Annotated in this window: 8 protein-coding genes and 4 pseudogenes; 5 read left to right on the top strand and 7 right to left on the bottom strand. The window is 61.3% G+C overall.

Features of this window, described 5'->3' with window-relative positions; genetic code table 11:
• From EOA24_RS07740 to EOA24_RS42370, 4 genes and pseudogenes are all read right to left on the bottom strand, one after another.
• Positions 1-2721 (bottom strand): annotated as a pseudogene (locus EOA24_RS07740) (Ulp1 family isopeptidase); the annotation flags it as partial.
• An 833-nt stretch (positions 2722-3554) separates the two neighbouring features.
• Positions 3555-5861 carry a S9 family peptidase gene (locus EOA24_RS07735; RefSeq protein ID WP_126080685.1) on the bottom strand — a complete coding sequence of 769 codons (2307 nt, stop codon included), beginning with the start codon at positions 5859-5861 and terminating at the stop codon, positions 3555-3557.
• A gap of 515 nt (positions 5862-6376) precedes the next feature.
• A pseudogene (fni, locus tag EOA24_RS07730) lies at positions 6377-7300 on the bottom strand (type 2 isopentenyl-diphosphate Delta-isomerase); the annotation flags it as partial.
• Positions 7289-7528: pseudogene (locus tag EOA24_RS42370) on the bottom strand (hypothetical protein); the annotation flags it as partial. The pseudogenes fni and EOA24_RS42370, both read right to left, overlap by 12 nt.
• Before the next feature lie 311 nt (positions 7529-7839).
• On the opposite strand from EOA24_RS42370, the gene EOA24_RS07725 reads away from it, so the two are divergent.
• Genes EOA24_RS07725 through EOA24_RS07710 form a run of 5 tightly spaced genes read left to right on the top strand, consistent with a single transcriptional unit; the run spans position 7840 to position 10755 of the window.
• On the top strand, positions 7840-8136 hold the full coding sequence (locus EOA24_RS07725) for a DUF2604 domain-containing protein (protein ID WP_126057779.1): 297 nt from the start codon (positions 7840-7842) through the stop codon (positions 8134-8136).
• Positions 8129-8746: a putative metal-binding protein gene (locus EOA24_RS07720; RefSeq protein ID WP_126057778.1), complete on the top strand. Its 618-nt coding sequence runs from the start codon at positions 8129-8131 to the stop codon at positions 8744-8746. The genes EOA24_RS07725 and EOA24_RS07720 overlap by 8 nt, the downstream gene beginning before the upstream one ends.
• Complete coding sequence (locus EOA24_RS07715) at positions 8743-9231, top strand: Mov34/MPN/PAD-1 family protein (protein ID WP_126057777.1); 489 nt, start codon at positions 8743-8745, stop codon at positions 9229-9231. The genes EOA24_RS07720 and EOA24_RS07715 overlap by 4 nt, the downstream gene beginning before the upstream one ends.
• A 3-nt stretch (positions 9232-9234) precedes the next feature.
• Positions 9235-9735, top strand: a complete 501-nt coding sequence (locus EOA24_RS42880; protein ID WP_245501772.1) for an E2 ligase fold family C protein — start codon at positions 9235-9237, stop codon at positions 9733-9735.
• Between the two features lie 9 nt (positions 9736-9744).
• Positions 9745-10755 (top strand): ThiF family adenylyltransferase, encoded by a 1011-nt coding sequence (locus EOA24_RS07710; protein WP_245501771.1) that lies wholly within the window; start codon positions 9745-9747, stop codon positions 10753-10755.
• Positions 10756-10987: 232 nt separating this feature from the next.
• Here EOA24_RS07710 and EOA24_RS07705 read toward each other — a convergent pair.
• The 3 genes and pseudogenes from EOA24_RS07705 to rlxS form a co-directional block, all read right to left on the bottom strand.
• A pseudogene (locus tag EOA24_RS07705) lies at positions 10988-13456 on the bottom strand (S8 family peptidase).
• 17 nt (positions 13457-13473) lie between these two features.
• Complete coding sequence (locus EOA24_RS07700; RefSeq protein ID WP_127409705.1) at positions 13474-14460, bottom strand: ATP-binding protein; 987 nt, start codon at positions 14458-14460, stop codon at positions 13474-13476.
• Positions 14461-14815: 355 nt separating this feature from the next.
• The coding region (rlxS, locus tag EOA24_RS07695) for a relaxase/mobilization nuclease RlxS (protein WP_127409704.1) at positions 14816-16664 on the bottom strand (1849 nt) is incomplete at its 5' end.

Below are 16664 nucleotides of genomic sequence, written 5' to 3'. Positions count from 1 at the left end.
CACGTCGTTATATCCCTCTCGCTGGAGGGAGTCGTAGTGATAGGCGAACCGCCTTTCGGGGTCGCGGCGATCAACGAGCAGCAGCGACCAATGGGTGCCGGGGCTAGTAGCCGTGCCATTATTCACTGGCAAGAACAGGAAGTCGGCTGTGGCGTTGTTTTGATTATAGATGGACTGCAATATGCCTCGAGCGTCTTGCGGCGACGTGTGTCGCAGTAGATGGGATACGGAAGGATCCACCAGCCGAGTCCGGGCAGCGAGCGCCGGATTGATCCCCTGCAGTTGCCGCTCCAGCAAATTGTAATCTCTCTGGACATGGGCGTCGCTCAGCCATTCGGCGGCGCCGAGCACCCGCCCCGTTGCAACGTTGGACGGGGCTGTCGGATCGAGCGCCCCGATCTGAGCCCCAGAGGAACTGGTCGTCAGTGTGGTCACATCAACCAGTGGAAGGCCGCGGTAGGTGCCTGGCAGCTTAGCGGTTGCTGGCGAGGCGGGTTGGGGAGCTCTTGCCGGTGCCGCTGGCCCAGCTTCAGCAGCGGCCCCAACGCGCCTGGTGACTGCGTCTGCCGGATGAGCAGCAAGGACAGTTTCGCGCCCGAGCACAATGCGCGGCAGGATATCCCGGAGGTGAGCCAATGCAGAACCGATACTTAGTCTATTACCATAGGAGACAGCCTTGAAGCTCTCAACATCTTTATCCAGCGATTTGTCGTGAATCCGAGCGGCAATCCCAGGCTTGTTATTTTGACGCAGATACTGGCTAAAATGTCTAAGAAAATTTGTATAGCCGCCCACGGTATCTGGATTCCGTCCGGTCGCAGGCGCTGCCAGGTACTCCTTGGTCGAAGCGGCTCTGTAATCTCTAATGAGCTCGGCATCGTCAGGATAGGGGATCACGAGAGGGCGACCCATAATCGGGGCTCCGCTTGTCGACTTCTTGAGGTAACGCAGTGCGCCAGCCACGGTGGAGGAACCACCCGTACTCTCGTACTCCTTGAGATCCTGATCCAGCGACGAATGGTAAAGCCGAGCAGCAAACCCTGGCTTGTTGTTTTGAAGGAGCCACCGACTAAAGCCGAAAAGAGAATTTACATTGAAAGTGACCGTGTTCGCGCTGGCCTTACCCGCGTGGAATGCTGCCCTCAGCCCTTCGATAGCGGTCGCATCGTTGGAATAGACAGGACGCTTGTCGGAACCGTTGGGGACTACAATTGGACGATCCGGCTGCACTGTCGAGGACATCGAACCACCACCTCCGGGATGCGGTGCTGGGGTGGATTCGTGTTCATCCCTCTGCCTGACGAGCTGCGCCTCAGATTCCGGTGTAGCCACCTTATGAGGATCCTGCATCGGTTCGATCCCCTCCATCTCCTGCTGCAACCAAGCCAAAGCTTGGCGAGCGGCGGCTTCATCAACCGCGGAGGATGTCTCCACACCTCTGGCGGACGCCGGCAGAGCCTGCTCCGCCCGCCGTCGAAAGAGCTCTGGCGAGGCGGATTTCTCCGCCCACAATCTGGGCTGCGTAGCGAGTCCCCGTCCAGATTTATGTGGCACCGCCTCGCTTGGCAGCGGGCTGCTCCTGTCCCGTGCAGCTACCAGCCCCTCCGGGGCGCCCTGGTCGCCGTGGCGCCAGTTCAAGTGAGGGACGGCCTCTCCAAAGTCGGGTGCTTGGTGTTGGTGCGCGGTTGGGGCGAGAGACAATGGTAGATCGGTGCCCTCCTTATAACCTACCGGCAGGAGCTCCTCTGGCCAATCGAATCCCTGCTGTGGTGCGGTATGCTGAGCAGCGTCGCCACGGGGACGAGCCTCCATGCTGACCGCGTTTTCCAGATGACTCCCGAGTATAACGCGCGGCGGGTGCTTGCGGATATAAACCAGTGCAGATTCGATCGGAGCTCCACGAGTAGAGGAGGCGGCCTTGTAGCTCTCAACATCTTTATCCAGCGATTCATCGTAAATCCGGCCCGCAATCCCGAGCTTGTCATTTTGACGTAGGTAATGACTGAAATGGTTAAGAGCAGTTGCGTAGCCGCTCGCGGATCTGAAATGTCTAGTGAGCGCGGCGTCGTCAGGATGGGGGTTCAGGACAGCGCGACCCACAATCGGGGCGGCTCCGCCTATCGGCTTCATCAGTTGACGCAGTGCGCCAGCCACTGTGGAGGAACCACCCCTACTCTCGTACTCCTCGAGATCCTGGCTCAGCGACGGATGGTAAAGCCGAGCAGCAAACCCTGGCTTTTTGTTTTGAAAGAGCCAACGACTAAAGCCGAAAAGAGAATTTGCGCTGCGAGTGACCGTGTCCGGCCTGGCTTTACCCGCAAGGAGTGCAGACTTCAGCCCTTCGATGGCGGTGGCATCGTTGGAATAAACAGGACGCTTGTCGGCACCGTCGGGGGCCACAATTGGACGATCCGGCTGCACTGTCGAGGGCATCGACCCATCGAGATGCGGCGCTGGGGTGTATTCGTGCTCATCCCCCTGCATCGCGAGCTGCGCCTCCCGTTCCGATGTACCCACCTGATGGGCAGGGAGTTGCATCATCGCGCGAGCGCCTGAGTCACCAACCTGACCTGGTTGCCGCTCAGTGACAGCATGCTGCAGATTGCTTTGGATCCTCTGCCTCTTCGTTGGTCTCAACTCACCTTTGCCATGCGAGCCATTGACGAGGACATCCTCGCCTGGTGCACTCATCAACTCATCCGCCGCCTGCAATTCGCCCAAGTGCTGCTCAAAACCGGCTTGGCCGGCTTGTCCGCTTGCTCGTGCGGTACGGCGTGCTGCACCTGCAGCCAAGCTGCTACGATGAATGTCCAGTTTGTACGGGTGCACGCTAGCCTCACTTCCACAGATCACATGAGCAACCTACTCAGGCAAGCTTTCGAAAGGCTGACGAGGTCCGCCGCCGCGGAAGGCGAAGGCTGGTTTTCTGCTCAGCGGTTGACGGCCTAGCGTGTTGCGGCCGCGCCGGGTATCACGCCAATCAATCTGAATAGTCGATGCGTCAAACGAACCAGGATAGGATTTTCGTAGCGGGGCTGCTCTACTCACTCTTGTCCTGAGGTAGAATTCAACCATATCGCCGAGCAACTGGATGCCGATTGGATACCCGATCCGGAAAGCTTCAGCTCATATGTGACGCGAGGATGAGAATCGTGGCAGCTCCAGACCGACGGGCTGCCACCCACAGCGGCGATGACCGACGAGGGTCTTCTATTGCCAAGGTAATCGTCCGTTCGGGGACCTATGTGTTCCTATGCTCGTCGAGCGGATCGGGTGGGCCGCACCGCCGTAGCGTTACGGCGAGCGGAAGCGGCGTTGGGTGCGGCTTTTCCCCTGAACGCTTCACACCAGGCTGATAGGGGATCTTGCAATCGCACACACGCGGTCTGCAGGCGTGCCTATCAAGCAGTTTGCTCAGACCAACGTCGCGGCGAGCCTATCCTCAATACGCAGCGCAAGTCCTAGACTCCACGATCGTCCTTCGGTGCAGATTTGCTCGCGCCTCGCCCTGATTACAGCCGATAAGGCGAGCTAACAATTGCAAGAGCCACAAGCTACTCCAGCTCGATCGGTTTGCTGTTCCAGTCGGGCGGGGTCTGACCGAGAATGTTGCGAACGAAGAAGTCTAGGAGTTTGCGCTCGGTGTAGGTGCCTAGAGTATGGTGATTGGCACCAGGAACGTAGACAATGTCAAAATCTTTTCCTGCCTTGATGAGTCGATCGGCAAGCTGGAACGAGCAAAACGGATCGACATTATCATCCATTTCGCCGACCGCGATCATCAGCTTGCCCTGCAGCCTGTGAGCATTGTCAACGGCGGAGGATTGCGAATATTCAATGCCGACCGGCCACCCCATCCACAGTTCATTCCACCAGGTCTTGTCTATCCTGTTGTCGAAGCAGCCGTTTTTGGCGACGGCGACCTTGTAGAAATCGGGGTGAAAGAGCAGCGCGCTGACTGCACTCTGGCCGCCGGCGGATGCGCCAAAAATGCCGACGTTGGATATGTCGTACCATGGATATTGCGCGGCCGCCGCCTTGTGCCACAGAATGCGATCGGGAAATCCTGCGTCCTTCAGATTCTTCCAAGCAACATCATGGAAGGCGCGGGAGCGGTTGTTGGTGCCCATGCCGTCGATCTGAGCAACGACGAAGCCCAGCTGCGTGAGCGGCTCTGTCCACCGCGAGAAGGATTTTGGGACGAAGGAGCCGTGGGGTCCAGCATAGATATTCTCCACAACCGGGTATTTCTTCGTCGGGTCGAAGTTGGCTGGCAGGTGGAGCACACCCCAGATGTCAGTTTTGCCGTCGCGCCCCTTGGAATGGAAACTGAGCGGCGGCTGCCAGCCTGCGGCGACGAGCTCGGAAATGTCGGCCGTCTCGATCTGCTGGAGCTTGGCATTGTCGCTGGCGCGGTAGAGTGCCATGCGCGGGGGCAGATCGATGCGTGACCAGAGATCGACATAATAGCGCCTGTCAGGCGAGAACTCGATATGGTGGTTGGCCGGTTCGGGCGTCAGTGCAGTCAGTCCCTTGCCGTCAAAGCCGATGCGGTAAGCATGGACCCAATAGGGGTCCTCCTGCGAGTTCATCCCGCTCGCCTCGAACCAGATCTGACGCTTCACCGGATCGACATGGTTGACCCTCCGGACGACCCACTCACCTCGGGTGATCTGGTTTTCGAGCGCGCCTGTCCGGCCGTTGAAAAGATACAAATGCTCATACCCGTCGCGCTCTGATGCCCAGATGATCTCCTTCCCGTCATCGACATCGTAACGGAAGATTTTTCCGGCATCCTCCTGGCCATGCCCCAGCGGCAAATAATCCACGAATGTCTCGCTGGTCTCATCGATCAGGGAGCGCCCGCGGCCCGAGGCGGCGTCTACCTCGACCAAGCGATAGAGCTGATGCCCGCGCTGGTTATATTCGAAAGTGAAGCCGCGGCTGTCCGCCCACCACCGGAGAGGGGAAAGTTCGAAGACGTTCGAGAAGAGGGCACCGTCAATCACGATCTGGCGCCGGCCGGCAATGTCGAACAGGACTGGTTGGGGCAGCGGAAGGACATCGCCCGGCCTGGGATAGAATATTGTTGAATATTCCCGCTCCAACTGGTCCGTCGATGAATTGAGGTAGCGGACCTCTCGCCTATAGCCGGGGCGAACAAGGTAAGCGGCGAGGTGGCGCGAGTCCGGCGACCAGCTCAGCGTCGAAAAGACGTAGCAATTGCCTTCGGCTCCGTCCCGGCTCAGAGGAACATCCTGCAATCCGTCCTCGCTGCGCAGGAAAACGTTGCAGTTCTTGATATAGGCGATCCATTTGCCGTCGGGCGACGCGTTGCTCTTGTCGGGGTTGTTCTCCGCTGGCGGCGTGTAGCGGTGGCTGAGCTCCCTACGGTCCCCTTTCCTTGCATCGAATGTGGTGCTGGTACAGTCATAGCTTGCAAGGTCGCAGCTCCACCGGGTGTCTTCAATCTGGAAGTCGAGCCTGCGACCATCCTCACTCAGTTCGAAACGGTCGAACGGAAGATTGCCGGCTTGATAGCTCTCATGGCTCACCTTGTTTAGCGCTGCCGCCAGACGCGCCTGATCGAAAGCGGGCCGCTTGAAACCCGTGGCAGCATCGACCTGCATGAACTGCTGCTCGCCGTGGCTAGTCCGGCGGTAGACGAAGGCTTCACCCCCGGTCAGCCAGAAAGGCATTTTGGGGACATTGACAGTGAGCCCGCCATATCGATCGTTGATCGTAAGTGCGCGCTTGAAATCGGCCGGCGCTAGCGTCGGGTGTAAACTTTTCGAACCCTTGGCCAGCGTCTGAGTTGCCGATCGCCATGCCGCGCGCGTCAAAGCGCCGATCCTGGACATACCTGTTCACTTCTTTCGGTTTTCGGAATGCTAATTTTGAAGTTGGGTTCTCGTCGCCGGTCTGCAGCAGCGCCGAGCGTCGCCTTGGAGGAGAGCCAGCACGCGGGTGCAGCCAGGCACGCGCAACAGGGGCGCTCCTTGGACATCCAGGCACTGGTTCGGGTGCCGATTGAAGAGTTGGCGTCCGTCGCCGAAACAACCAGGAAAGAGCGTCCATGCAGCCCTGACGCGACTATTTCCCCGCGAGTATGGCCGCTTGCTTTTCTGCATCATCTGAAAGGTCCTGCTCTAGTCGGGCCGGATGTCACCCCGGCAGATTGTGCTATTTCGACAATCTCCGAGCGATTGCCGCCGGCCCATGACGAGGTTTACCGATAGGGCGCAATATGCGTGCCAAAGGAAAAGCGGTTTAATACACGGCAATCCGCCTATGTCGCATCCCCAACATCGTCGCACACCGGACAATGCCGGACGATATTGTCCCGGGGCGTCAAATTGGTTTGATGGTGACCCAACAACTGGCGGATGACGATCTCGAAATGCGCGACAACGGCCTCGGTGGACACTGTCGCCGCGCCCAGCACGCTGGCCGCCTGCCCGGCGATGTCCGCGCCCAGGCGGATGGCCTTGGCCACGTCGACGCCATCGCGGATCCCGCCCGACGCGATCAGCTTCACCGTTGGCAGCGCCCGACGCACCGCCTGCACGCTGGTCAGGGTGGGAATCCCCCAATTGGCGAATGACATCGCCACTGCACGGTCGGCGGCATTGCGGGCGCGCTCGCCCTCCACTGCGGCCCAACTGGTGCCGCCGGCGCCGGCGACATCGATTACCGCCACGCCCGCCTCGACGAGCGCACAGGCCACCGAGGCGGACAGGCCGCCCCCACTTCCTTGGCCACGATCGGCACGCCCACGATGCGCGCGGCGCCAGCGATCAGCGCCAGGACGCCGCGCCAGTCGCGGTCGCCCTCCCGGCTGTACCGCTTCCTGCAGCGGATTGAGATGGACGATGAGCCCATCGGCCTCCAGCGCGTCCACCGCGCGACGCGCCAGGTCCAGGCCGTCGGCCTCCCGCAGTTGCGCGGCGCCGATATTGGCCAGCAAGGGAATGTCTGGCGCCAGGCGGCGCAGCGCGCGCGTTAGCCCCTGGGAGTTACGGGATTGCAGGCTCACACGCTGCGAACCGCACATGGCGATCCGCAAGGCTTGCGCTGCCTCGCTCAAATGCCGGTTGATGGCCTCGGCCCGTGGCATGCCGCCGGCCATAGAGCTGATCAGCAGCGGCGCGCGCATAGCCTTGCCCAGCAGCGAGGCGCGCAGGTCGATCTGCGTCAGGTCCAACTCGGGCAGTGCGCAGTGTTCGAAATGGATGTACTCCCAGCCAGCGGCCACCGTGGCCGGCGCCGTTCGCCGATCCAGCACCAGCGAAGCGCGCAGCTGAGCGCAGCCCTCGAATCCGGAGAGAACGCACGGTACGCCGTGCCCCAGCGCCTGCTCCACGGCGGCGAGCTGCTCCGGCGCGATCAGGCCAACGTCGTTGCAATCGTCTAGCCAGAACAGCAGCGCCAGTTCGCGATAGAACGCCACGATCAGCGTTTCGTTCTGCGGATCACGGCCGGTGCGGGCGCTGGTGTCGCGCAGGCTCGGGTGAATGCGTTGCAGGATTGGGGGACGCGTGACGCAGTCAAAGCTCCCCTTGCCAAGCACGGAGCAGGCGAGTGAGAGAGCAGATGAATAGGCGTGTCGCCAATATTTTCGCATTGCTATAATCGATTATAGTTGTGAGGAGCAATTTGAGACCATTTACTTGCGGCTCAAGTCACCCATAAAAGAAGGCAAGCACCGATTCGGTAGCTTATCCCCTGTCTTTCGCGTACTCGCGGCCGTGGCGCCGGGTGAACGATTGAAGACCGCCGGTCTCACTCGCAGGTGGGCGCCAGGGCGTGGGACGGTTGGCAAGCCACAGGAGTAGGACAATGTCGAAGGATTCGGGTAAGGGCGATAATCACGGCGGCGGGCCGGGCAAGATCGAGATCACGATGGTGGTGAACGGCCAGCCCACGCAGGTCGAAGCCAATCCCAACCAGCCGCTTCACGTCATTCGTACCAAAGCCCTTGAGAACACGCAGAATGTCGCCCAACCAGCCGAGAATTGGGAATTGAAGGATGAGGCCGGCAACTTGCTCGACGTCGACAAGAAGCTTGGCGATTTCGGTTTCCCGAATACTGTGACCCTGTTCCTCAGCCTGAAGGCGGGCGTCGCAGGTGCCTAAACCCCAAAGTGTGGATCCGGAGGTCTCCCGAGCGAAGTTTGATCGGGAGATCGGCCGGTTCCGGCCATATGCTGATGTCTATCGGGCTCAGGGCTGCTTCTTGATCGAGGCGACCTTTCCGCGCGCTTTCTTCATTTTCGCAAGCCTCAAGTTAAAACCACGGGTGATCAGCGCAGCGAGCGAGGTCGACTTCACCGACTACGACTTAAGACCACCGTCCGTGGTCTTCGTCGATCCGTTTACGCGTCATCCGATTGCCCGGAAAGATCTATACCTGAAAATGCTTAGACGTCCGCCGCTGCCCGGAACGCCGCCGGAGATGATAGGAGCTCTCATCCAGCAGAACGCCGTGCCGCTGACGGACTTCATCCAGGCCAACAGTCCCGAGGACGAACCATTCCTGTGCATGGCGGGCGTCCGGGAATACCACGACAATCCAGCCCATTCAGGTGATCCATGGCTACTTCATCGGGGTTCTGGCGAAGGCTGTTTGGCCTTCATCCTGGACAAGATCATCAAGTACGGAATCATTCCTATAGAGCAGTTGCAGATTCAACTCCCACCGGCAATCGTAGGAATGGTGGTATCCCCTCAGGCGATACAAGAATGACTGGTTTGAGAGATGTAACGATCGTGACTCTCCCGCGCGGCTGCATCTCGACCACGCATGGGCATCTGCGCTCAGTTGGTCGCGAAGGCAATGAGGGGATGGCGCTCTGGGTCGGCGTTCAGCAAGACCGGCACTTTGCCGTAACAGAGACGGTTATCCCGGCGCAGCGTCACATTCGGACAAACGATGGCGTTTGCGTGATCGTTGCGGCCGAAGAACTGCACCGGCTCAATGTCTGGCTCTACAAAAGCGGCCTGAAACTCTTGGCCCAGATTCACAGCCATCCGGGCCGCGCCTACCATTCGACGACGGACGACGCTTATGCGGTTGCTACCACGGTTGGGTGTCTGTCGCTGGTAGTGCCGAATTTCGCCCGCGAGCCTTTCGATTTTGCTCGGGTCGCCGCCTATCGGCTTGACGAAAAGGCCAAATGGAATGCGCTCCCTCCCGCGGCACTGTCGCGAATGATCATGATATCGAGTTGAACAATGGCATTCGCTAACTTCATCGATCGTGCCGCCACGGCGGCATCTCAGGTCCTGGCCGATTTTCATCTGGGAGACTTCAAAGCAGCTCTTGAAAAGCAGGTCGTGGCAGTCGCCTTCGACCATCAGGCCGCTTCCTGCGCCGAAGGCCAGGCGACACTAGATCTTGCGGTGAGATTGCTCGCTAGGCTCTACCCGGTTCTGGCGATACTCCCGCTGGACAGCGCGGCGAGCTCTCAAGCCCAAGCGCTGGAGCGCTTGGCAAAGTCGATCAATCCAAAAGTCGGCATCCGGCGTTCCGGCAAGTCTGCCACCGTCTGCGTCGTTGCAGGGGTAACGCGCCCATCACTCCGGTGCCCGATCTTTTTCGTGGGATCGGACGGTTGGGCGGCAAAGCTGTCGCGTACGGACCCGGTGGGCTCTGGCCCAAGTCTGCTGCCTTTTGGAGCTGGCGCCGCCAGTTGCTTCGGCGCCGCCAACGAACTATCTTCGCCGCCCAGTTGACCCGCCGAGTTGGACGAAACCATCGACCTCTCGCTATGCAGCTACGACAAGACCAAAGCCGGGGAGGCTGGCCCGATCGACTTCCCAGTCGACCTTGGCGAAACCCACCTCGTTGGGCTCGGTGCGATAGGCCATGGCTCGCTTTGGGCGCTAGCGAGACAACCCGATCTCAAGGGTCGTCTGCATGTAATCGATCACGAAGCGATCGAACTCTCAAACCTGCAGCGCTACGCATTGGCCGGCCAGGCGGAGATTGGTATGTCCAAGGCGGTTCTTGCAGCCACCGCCCTTAGATCGACTGGCCTTGAGGTCGAGGCGCACCCTCTGACGTGGGCAGAATATGTTGCGCGCCGGGGCAATTGGGTCTTAGACCAAGTGGGTGTGGCGCTTGACACCGCCGCCGACCGTCTGGCTGTCCAAGGTGCACTGCCGCGATGGATCGCAAACGCTTGGATGCAGGAGCACGATCTCGGTATCTCCCGGCATGGTTTCGATGACGGCCAGGCTTGCCTTTGTTGCATGTACCTGCCATCCGGAAAATCCAAGGACGAGCACCAGCTGATTGCCGAGGAACTCGGAATACCGGAAGCACACGAGCAGGTGAAAACGCTCCTGCAGACAAATGCCGGAGTTCCCAACGACTTTGTAGTTCGCGTGGCTACAGCGATGGCTGTGCCGTTTGAACCGCTAGCCCCGTTTGTCGGCCAGCCCCTGCGCTCCTTTTATCAGCAGGCTATCTGCGGCGGTCTGGTGTTCCAGCTTAGCGAAGGAAGTCGCCGCGTTCGAACTGTGGTTCCGATGGCCTTTCAGTCGGTGCTTGCCGGGATTATGCTTGCCGCGGATTTGGTCAAGCATAGTGCGGGGTTTCCCATGAGCCCGACGACGAGCACTCGGGTGAATCTTCTGCGCCCCCTTGGCTCTCACTTGCACGATCCGAAGGCCAAGGACTCCAGCGGCCGCTGCATCTGTAGCGACGACGATTTCATTGCCGCTTACAGGCGCAAATACGGAGCGCGTTGATCAGGTAAGCGATGTCTCGGCCGCCTAAGCAGACGCGCACCTCTCCGTAGACGCAGGGGGCGCGGCTTGTGGGCGTGACCATGGGCGCCATTATGACACGCTTGGCCCGCTCCTTTGCCGGCCTATCGTCCTCCGCGCATGATCCCGTGCCGACGTGATGATCCAGCACCAGCCGCCATGGCACCAGAGGCTGGTCAAACCTCCGTTGTTGGCCGGTTTGGACAGTGCTGCATCAGGTCTCGACCGACGTCTCGACAGTCAGGGCTGCTTCGACGGGTGTGAAGATGTCAACATCGACCCCAGGCGCCCGAATCGTCACAATCAGGGCGTACCGAGCCAGAGCGTCGACGCGTTCCAGGTAAGGCTTCTCCTTCCACCAGCCCCCGACCGGGAACACGCCGATCGCGTCACGCTCGGCGAGATCGGCGGCGCTGCCCGACCAGAAATCGGCGTGCAACGAGCCGCGATCGCGGAAGGTGCCGAGCAGCCACTCTTCTCCGCCTCCAGCAGGCGCCCCTTCCTCCTCGTCCCGAGCGGCCTGATTGATGCGGGCTCGGAATTCGTCGACTGTCTCGGTCGCTGACTTTACTCTGAACCGAAGACCATGGGACGCGTAACGATGCCGGCGGGTCCATCCGCGTTCACCGGGGTTGGGTTCGATGAAATAGGACAGCGTGACGCGGAGCTCGACCTGGGCAGCGCCGAGCGCCGCGAGCTGCTCCTTCGGCCAAGGCAGGCGATGCAGCTTCATGTCACGCGTTTTGGCAGCCGCGCCGCCCTCGCGCTGGAAAGGCTGAAGCTCATCTTCAACGATAAGCGTGAGGTCGTTCACCGTTGACAGAAGCGCGCGCCCAAGATCTGGCACGCCGTAACCATAGCGCCGCACGAGCGCCTGGATCTCGCCCTTCGCTCCGTTGCACGCATCGATGCGTGCGCGCATCGCCGGAGTCCATTCGGCCGAGTGGACGATCAGGGCGCGAACCGATTCAGGCCACAGCTCGGGGCGCGCTGATAGAATTAGTCCCGCCATCCGTGCGGCATGGGCCGTTGCCGCGCTCGTATCTCCGAGGGTGGTGAAGTGGCGCAGTTCGGGTCGACAGAAAGTGGTCAATATCTGCAGATCGTCGATCGGCTCGCCGGGCAACACACCGTCATGGGCGAGATTGCCGCCTTCGAAGACGACCTCGGGCTTCACCGGCCACTGCCTGTCCCAAACGACCGAAGTGCGACTGCGCGGCGAGAGCTCGCCGACCGGCGCGATCGGAGCGTAGCCCGAAAAGTCGGTGTCAATGATATCGACCTTTTCTGTGAAAGCGCCGACCGTCAGCGCATTCCAGGCCTGAGAAGGATCATCGACTGCTTCCAGATCGTTGCGCGTCAAATGCTCGGCCGGCATGAGGTCATCGCCGATGTTGCCGGCAGAGAGAACGATCAAGCGTCGCTGTTCCTCTTCGAAACAGAGTTGGTCGATAGCGGCAGACCACGATGTGGGCCTTCCACGCGCCGGACTGGCGCTTGTCACAGCCATTGCGATCGCGCGGCGGCGCTCCGGCGCCTGCACCTCGGCGCGGGCGATCGCTTCCGCGGTGATCGCGCCATAGAGTTCTGGATCGTTTGCCTCGTCTTCTGGCGGAAGGATACGAACACTCTCCAGCCGAAAGGGCAATGGAACTGGATCGCCTCCGACCAGGAGCGGGACCAGATCACCGTACAGGCCGACACCTGCCATTCGCGTCCCGTGGCCGCTCCACGCAGGTGTGTCGTCGCTGCCCCATGCCGGTTTGACGGTGTGCCAGTCTTAAACGGCAAGTGCGGGTTCGATCAACGGGTGGGTGCGACGCACGCCGCTGTCGAGAATGCAGACCGCAATATCGGATTGAGGCGGTCTGACGCGCCCGAGAAGCTCGTCGCTCCAGTCCCTTTGCTCCGCGCCGCCAAGGCCCAGGAAGAAGGACGGCGTATCCTTCGCGCGCCGCAGCTCGGCGACGACATCGCTGTGCGCAATCATGCGGTCGAGCATTGCCGTGCTGGCGAGGGCCAGCATGACCACCCGCTCCGGAAACCTAACCGCATGCGTGCGCAAAGTGATGTTCAGGGCTTCGGCAATGTGCTCGAAGTTCTCGCGGCGACCGTCGCGCAGCCAGACTTCCCACCACACCTGCTCGTCAGCGGCCTGGGGGAAGAGGTCGTCGTGGTCGGTAAACAACGATCGTGCAGTCGCCAGCCTGACTGTCTCCATGCGGGAGACGAGCGGCTCGTTGCGCGGTCTGCCGCGGTCAGTATCAACGTCTCGATACGCCTCGACTTTCCGCAAATAATAGGCTTGCGCGCTTTGCGGCAGGAACACCGACGCTGTGATGGGAGCACCGGGTTGAGTTGGCTCATGGACGGCGACCAGCTCCATGTGCTGGCGACGATCGGCCAACTGGTCGAGGGCCGCCCGTCCGGACATGGGCAGATCGATCGCGAGGTAAAAGCCAGGCGTGCCGACCGACAGCTGGGGGTCACGCGCCGCAATCTGCTGGCGTGCACTTTCGACCGCTTGTTCGATGGATTGCGTCAAGGCCGCAGCATGCGACGCCCGATCACGCGCCGGCAGCGGCGGTGCATGTATAAGTTGGTTGGGCCGCCGATAGGCTTCCCGAATGCCGTTGTTGCGAAGGTGGATATGGGCGCGGTCGCGCGGAAAATCGTCTGCCATTATGATCTGTGCTGTCGCTACTCAAACAGCGACGCCTGCCGGCGTTCCTTCAGAGCGTCGATGAGCGCTTCCGAGGTGATCCGCTTCCCCCCCCGCAATATGATGGTTTTTGCAGCGTCGTCGGCCGCGCGCGTGATCTCGGCCTGCGACAGTCTCTCTGCCTGAGAGATCGCCTCGTTCCAGGCAAGCCCTCTGGTGTCGAAGCGGTCGAGTCGAGCCCGAAGCAGCGCCTCTATAATCGGCCGATCGGGCACGGCGTATTCGATGACATCGTCGAAACGGCGGAACAAAGCTCTGTCGAGCAGCTCGGGATGATTTGTTGCCGCAATAATCAGGCTGTGGCTGTCGTCTTGCTCGAGAAACTGCAGAAACGAATTCAGCACGCGCCGAATCTCGCCAACATCCTGGCGTTCGCCTCGACGCGCGCCGATGGCATCGAATTCGTCAAAGAAGTAGACGCCCCGCGTCGCCTGCATTGCATCAAAAACAAGCCGCAGCTTTCCGGCAGTCTCTCCCATGAACTTGGTGATCAAACCATCGAGGACGATCGTGAAAAGGGGCAGATGAAGCTCCCCGGCCAATGCCGATGCGGTCATCGTCTTGCCTGATCCTGGCGGGCCGACCAGAAGCAGTTTGCGACGGGGAACAAGCCCGTGCTCGCGCAAGCTTGCTTGTTGGCGCTGCTCTCCCAGCACGCGGTGCAGGCGCGAGCGCAGACTGTCCGGCAAAATCATGTCGGTCAGTCGCAGGTCCGGATAGCGCACATGCAGGAGCCCTGCGAGCTCGCCCTTTGGCTGAAAAAGGGGAACCGGCCGACTGCTCTTGGCAATCCGGGCGTCCCTGCTCTTGGCTGCGTCGACCAGATCCTTGAGCTCCTGAGCAAGCTTACCATGGCCTTGACGTGCCTCATGCGCAGCAAGCTGCATCGCGATAGAGAGGAAACGATCCTCGTCGCCGGCAATGTGGCTTTTAAGCAGCGTCACGATATGGCGGGCCGTGGTCATGGCTCTCTTCTGGGGTATCCGTTTACTTGGCGAAGCGCATGCAACCTAAACGCTTTCAACGGCGATTTGTATCGCGCAATGGTGTTTTTTCTCTTGTCGATGTTCGCCCGTGGCAACTTCAGCGGTGAACTGTTGCGCCGCGGTCATAGGCCAGCCGGAATAACGCCGGCCAGCAGACAACAGTCCGCATCTTCGAGCGCTCGAAGTCTGGCCACTCACGCAGCGTGTCGGGTCCGAACGCTCCAAAGCCGCCCCGCCTGGCAGGTCCATGCGACCGATTGCGGGCGTGCGGCCATAAGGTCTACGCGGGCTCGCATGGCTGCCCGCGCCGCTGGCTAAAAAGCTGTACACCATCTCACGAAACACCAGGTCCGCTCCTTTGCCGGCCGACGGTCCATGAAATCCCCTCCCCACTTACGACACCGGAGACCTCCTTGCCCACATGGCGCTCAAGCACCGGCCGCCATGGCACCAGCGTGAACTCGCGCGACTTTTCAACGACGGCATATTTTCCGCTGGCAAGCTCGACGGAGCGGCGGAGCGTACCCTCTACTCGTCCTCCGGATCGCGCTTCGGCATAGGGCAGGCCAAGTTCCTCCGACAGTTGGCCAGCAACACGGTTCAGTTCTCGCTGGCGCAGGATCGAAAGCATGTTGGCTCGATAGACGATCCCATCCTGTTCTTTATGCGCGAGGCCTTGCGCGATCAGCCACTGCCGCCGGCGAGCTTGCGCCTCTCTCACGTCGCGGCCGAAGCCGGATCCGTGCAAAGGCTCGGGTCTATCGGCAACCAGCTCCCGGTCGAGCCAGGTGGCGCCGTTGAAGCTGACCTGTCGCTCCAGCGCCATTGAGGAGAGCTTGTCGGCAACGACAGGCTCGGCCCTGGCCCGCTGGCCCTCATAATTCGCGACGCGATCGAGATGGTCCGGCGCGATGAGCCAGGTGCCGTTCGGCTCTCGCTCGACGCCGCCGGTCGCGCGGCGGATCGCCTCCAGCCGCCGCACATGCGTTCGCGCAAAGCTCTCGGTGGCGGATGGGTCATGCTTCAGGTGCATATCGACGTCGTAACGGCCGCCATGCGCGGCGGCGATTTCGGCGATGGTACGATCGACCTGCCTCGGCTCGGTGTTCCTTGGCGCGACACGCACGATGCAGCCATTAGGCATCGTTTCCATCGCCTCGCCTCTACCGATGTTGATCCAATGGCTCTTACCGTCGACGGCGTCGACGATCATGTAATGGCGGTCATTGATCTCGTCGGCCAGTCCACGCGCGACAACGCGACCGACGAGAGACTGGACGGGCTCGCCGGATCGATCGTGGATCACCCAGTCGGCGGCCCTGCGGGCAAGCCCCTTGCCGGTCAGTTCGCGGTGCATGGTCTTGATGATGTCGCCGCGTTCGCCGGTGCGGCGCAGCGTGGCTTCGAGCTCATCGTCGAGGCGCCAGGAGCCAGCGCCGACCTCCGCGGCCAGACCCATCCGCTCGAGCTTGCGCAGCCGTCCCTGGTGCAGCGTCTGGCGAATGGCGTCGGGACCGCCCGGCGAGACCAGGCCGTCATCATCACGCATGCTGAGCAGCCGACGGTCGATGCTGGTGAAGCGTTCCTGCTCCATTTCCCGGCGCAGGCGAAGCTCAATCTCGCGGTCGGTTCGCGGACCGAGATCGAGGCTGACCAGCTCGGCCGCCCGCTCGCGGATGCCAGATGAGATATATTCGCGCGCGATGACCAGGTTCTCGCCACGGTCGTCCCTGCCACGGACGATGATGTGGCTGTGCGGGTGGCCGGTGTTGAAATGATCGACCGCGACCCAGTCGAGCTTCGTGCCGAGGTCTTCCTGCATCTGCGCCATGAGCCGCCGCGTCAGCGCCTTGAGGTCGTCGTACTCGATGCCGTCTTCGGCAGCGACGATGAAGCGGAACTGATGGCGGTCGCCGTCCGCGCGATCGATGAACGCCTTGCCGTCGACGCGGCCGCTGTCGGCGCCGTAGAGCTCGCCAGGTTCACCTTCGCGGGTGACCCCGTCGCGCTGAAGATAGCGTAGATGGGCACGCGCCCCGTCCGCGCCCTTGCCGGCGAGCTTGACGACCCGCGCCTTGACGATCACCCGGCGCTGGCGGAAGGCGGCATACCGGTCGCGCGATTTCAGCAGTGCGGCGGCCGCCCCGCCGCGCCCTGTCCGGCTTCCTGTGAAGCGACCACCG

It is taken from the genome of Mesorhizobium sp. M2A.F.Ca.ET.039.01.1.1 (assembly GCF_003998035.1).
Lineage (GTDB): Bacteria > Pseudomonadota > Alphaproteobacteria > Rhizobiales > Rhizobiaceae > Mesorhizobium.
This window is presented reverse-complemented; position numbering and strand designations above follow the sequence as displayed.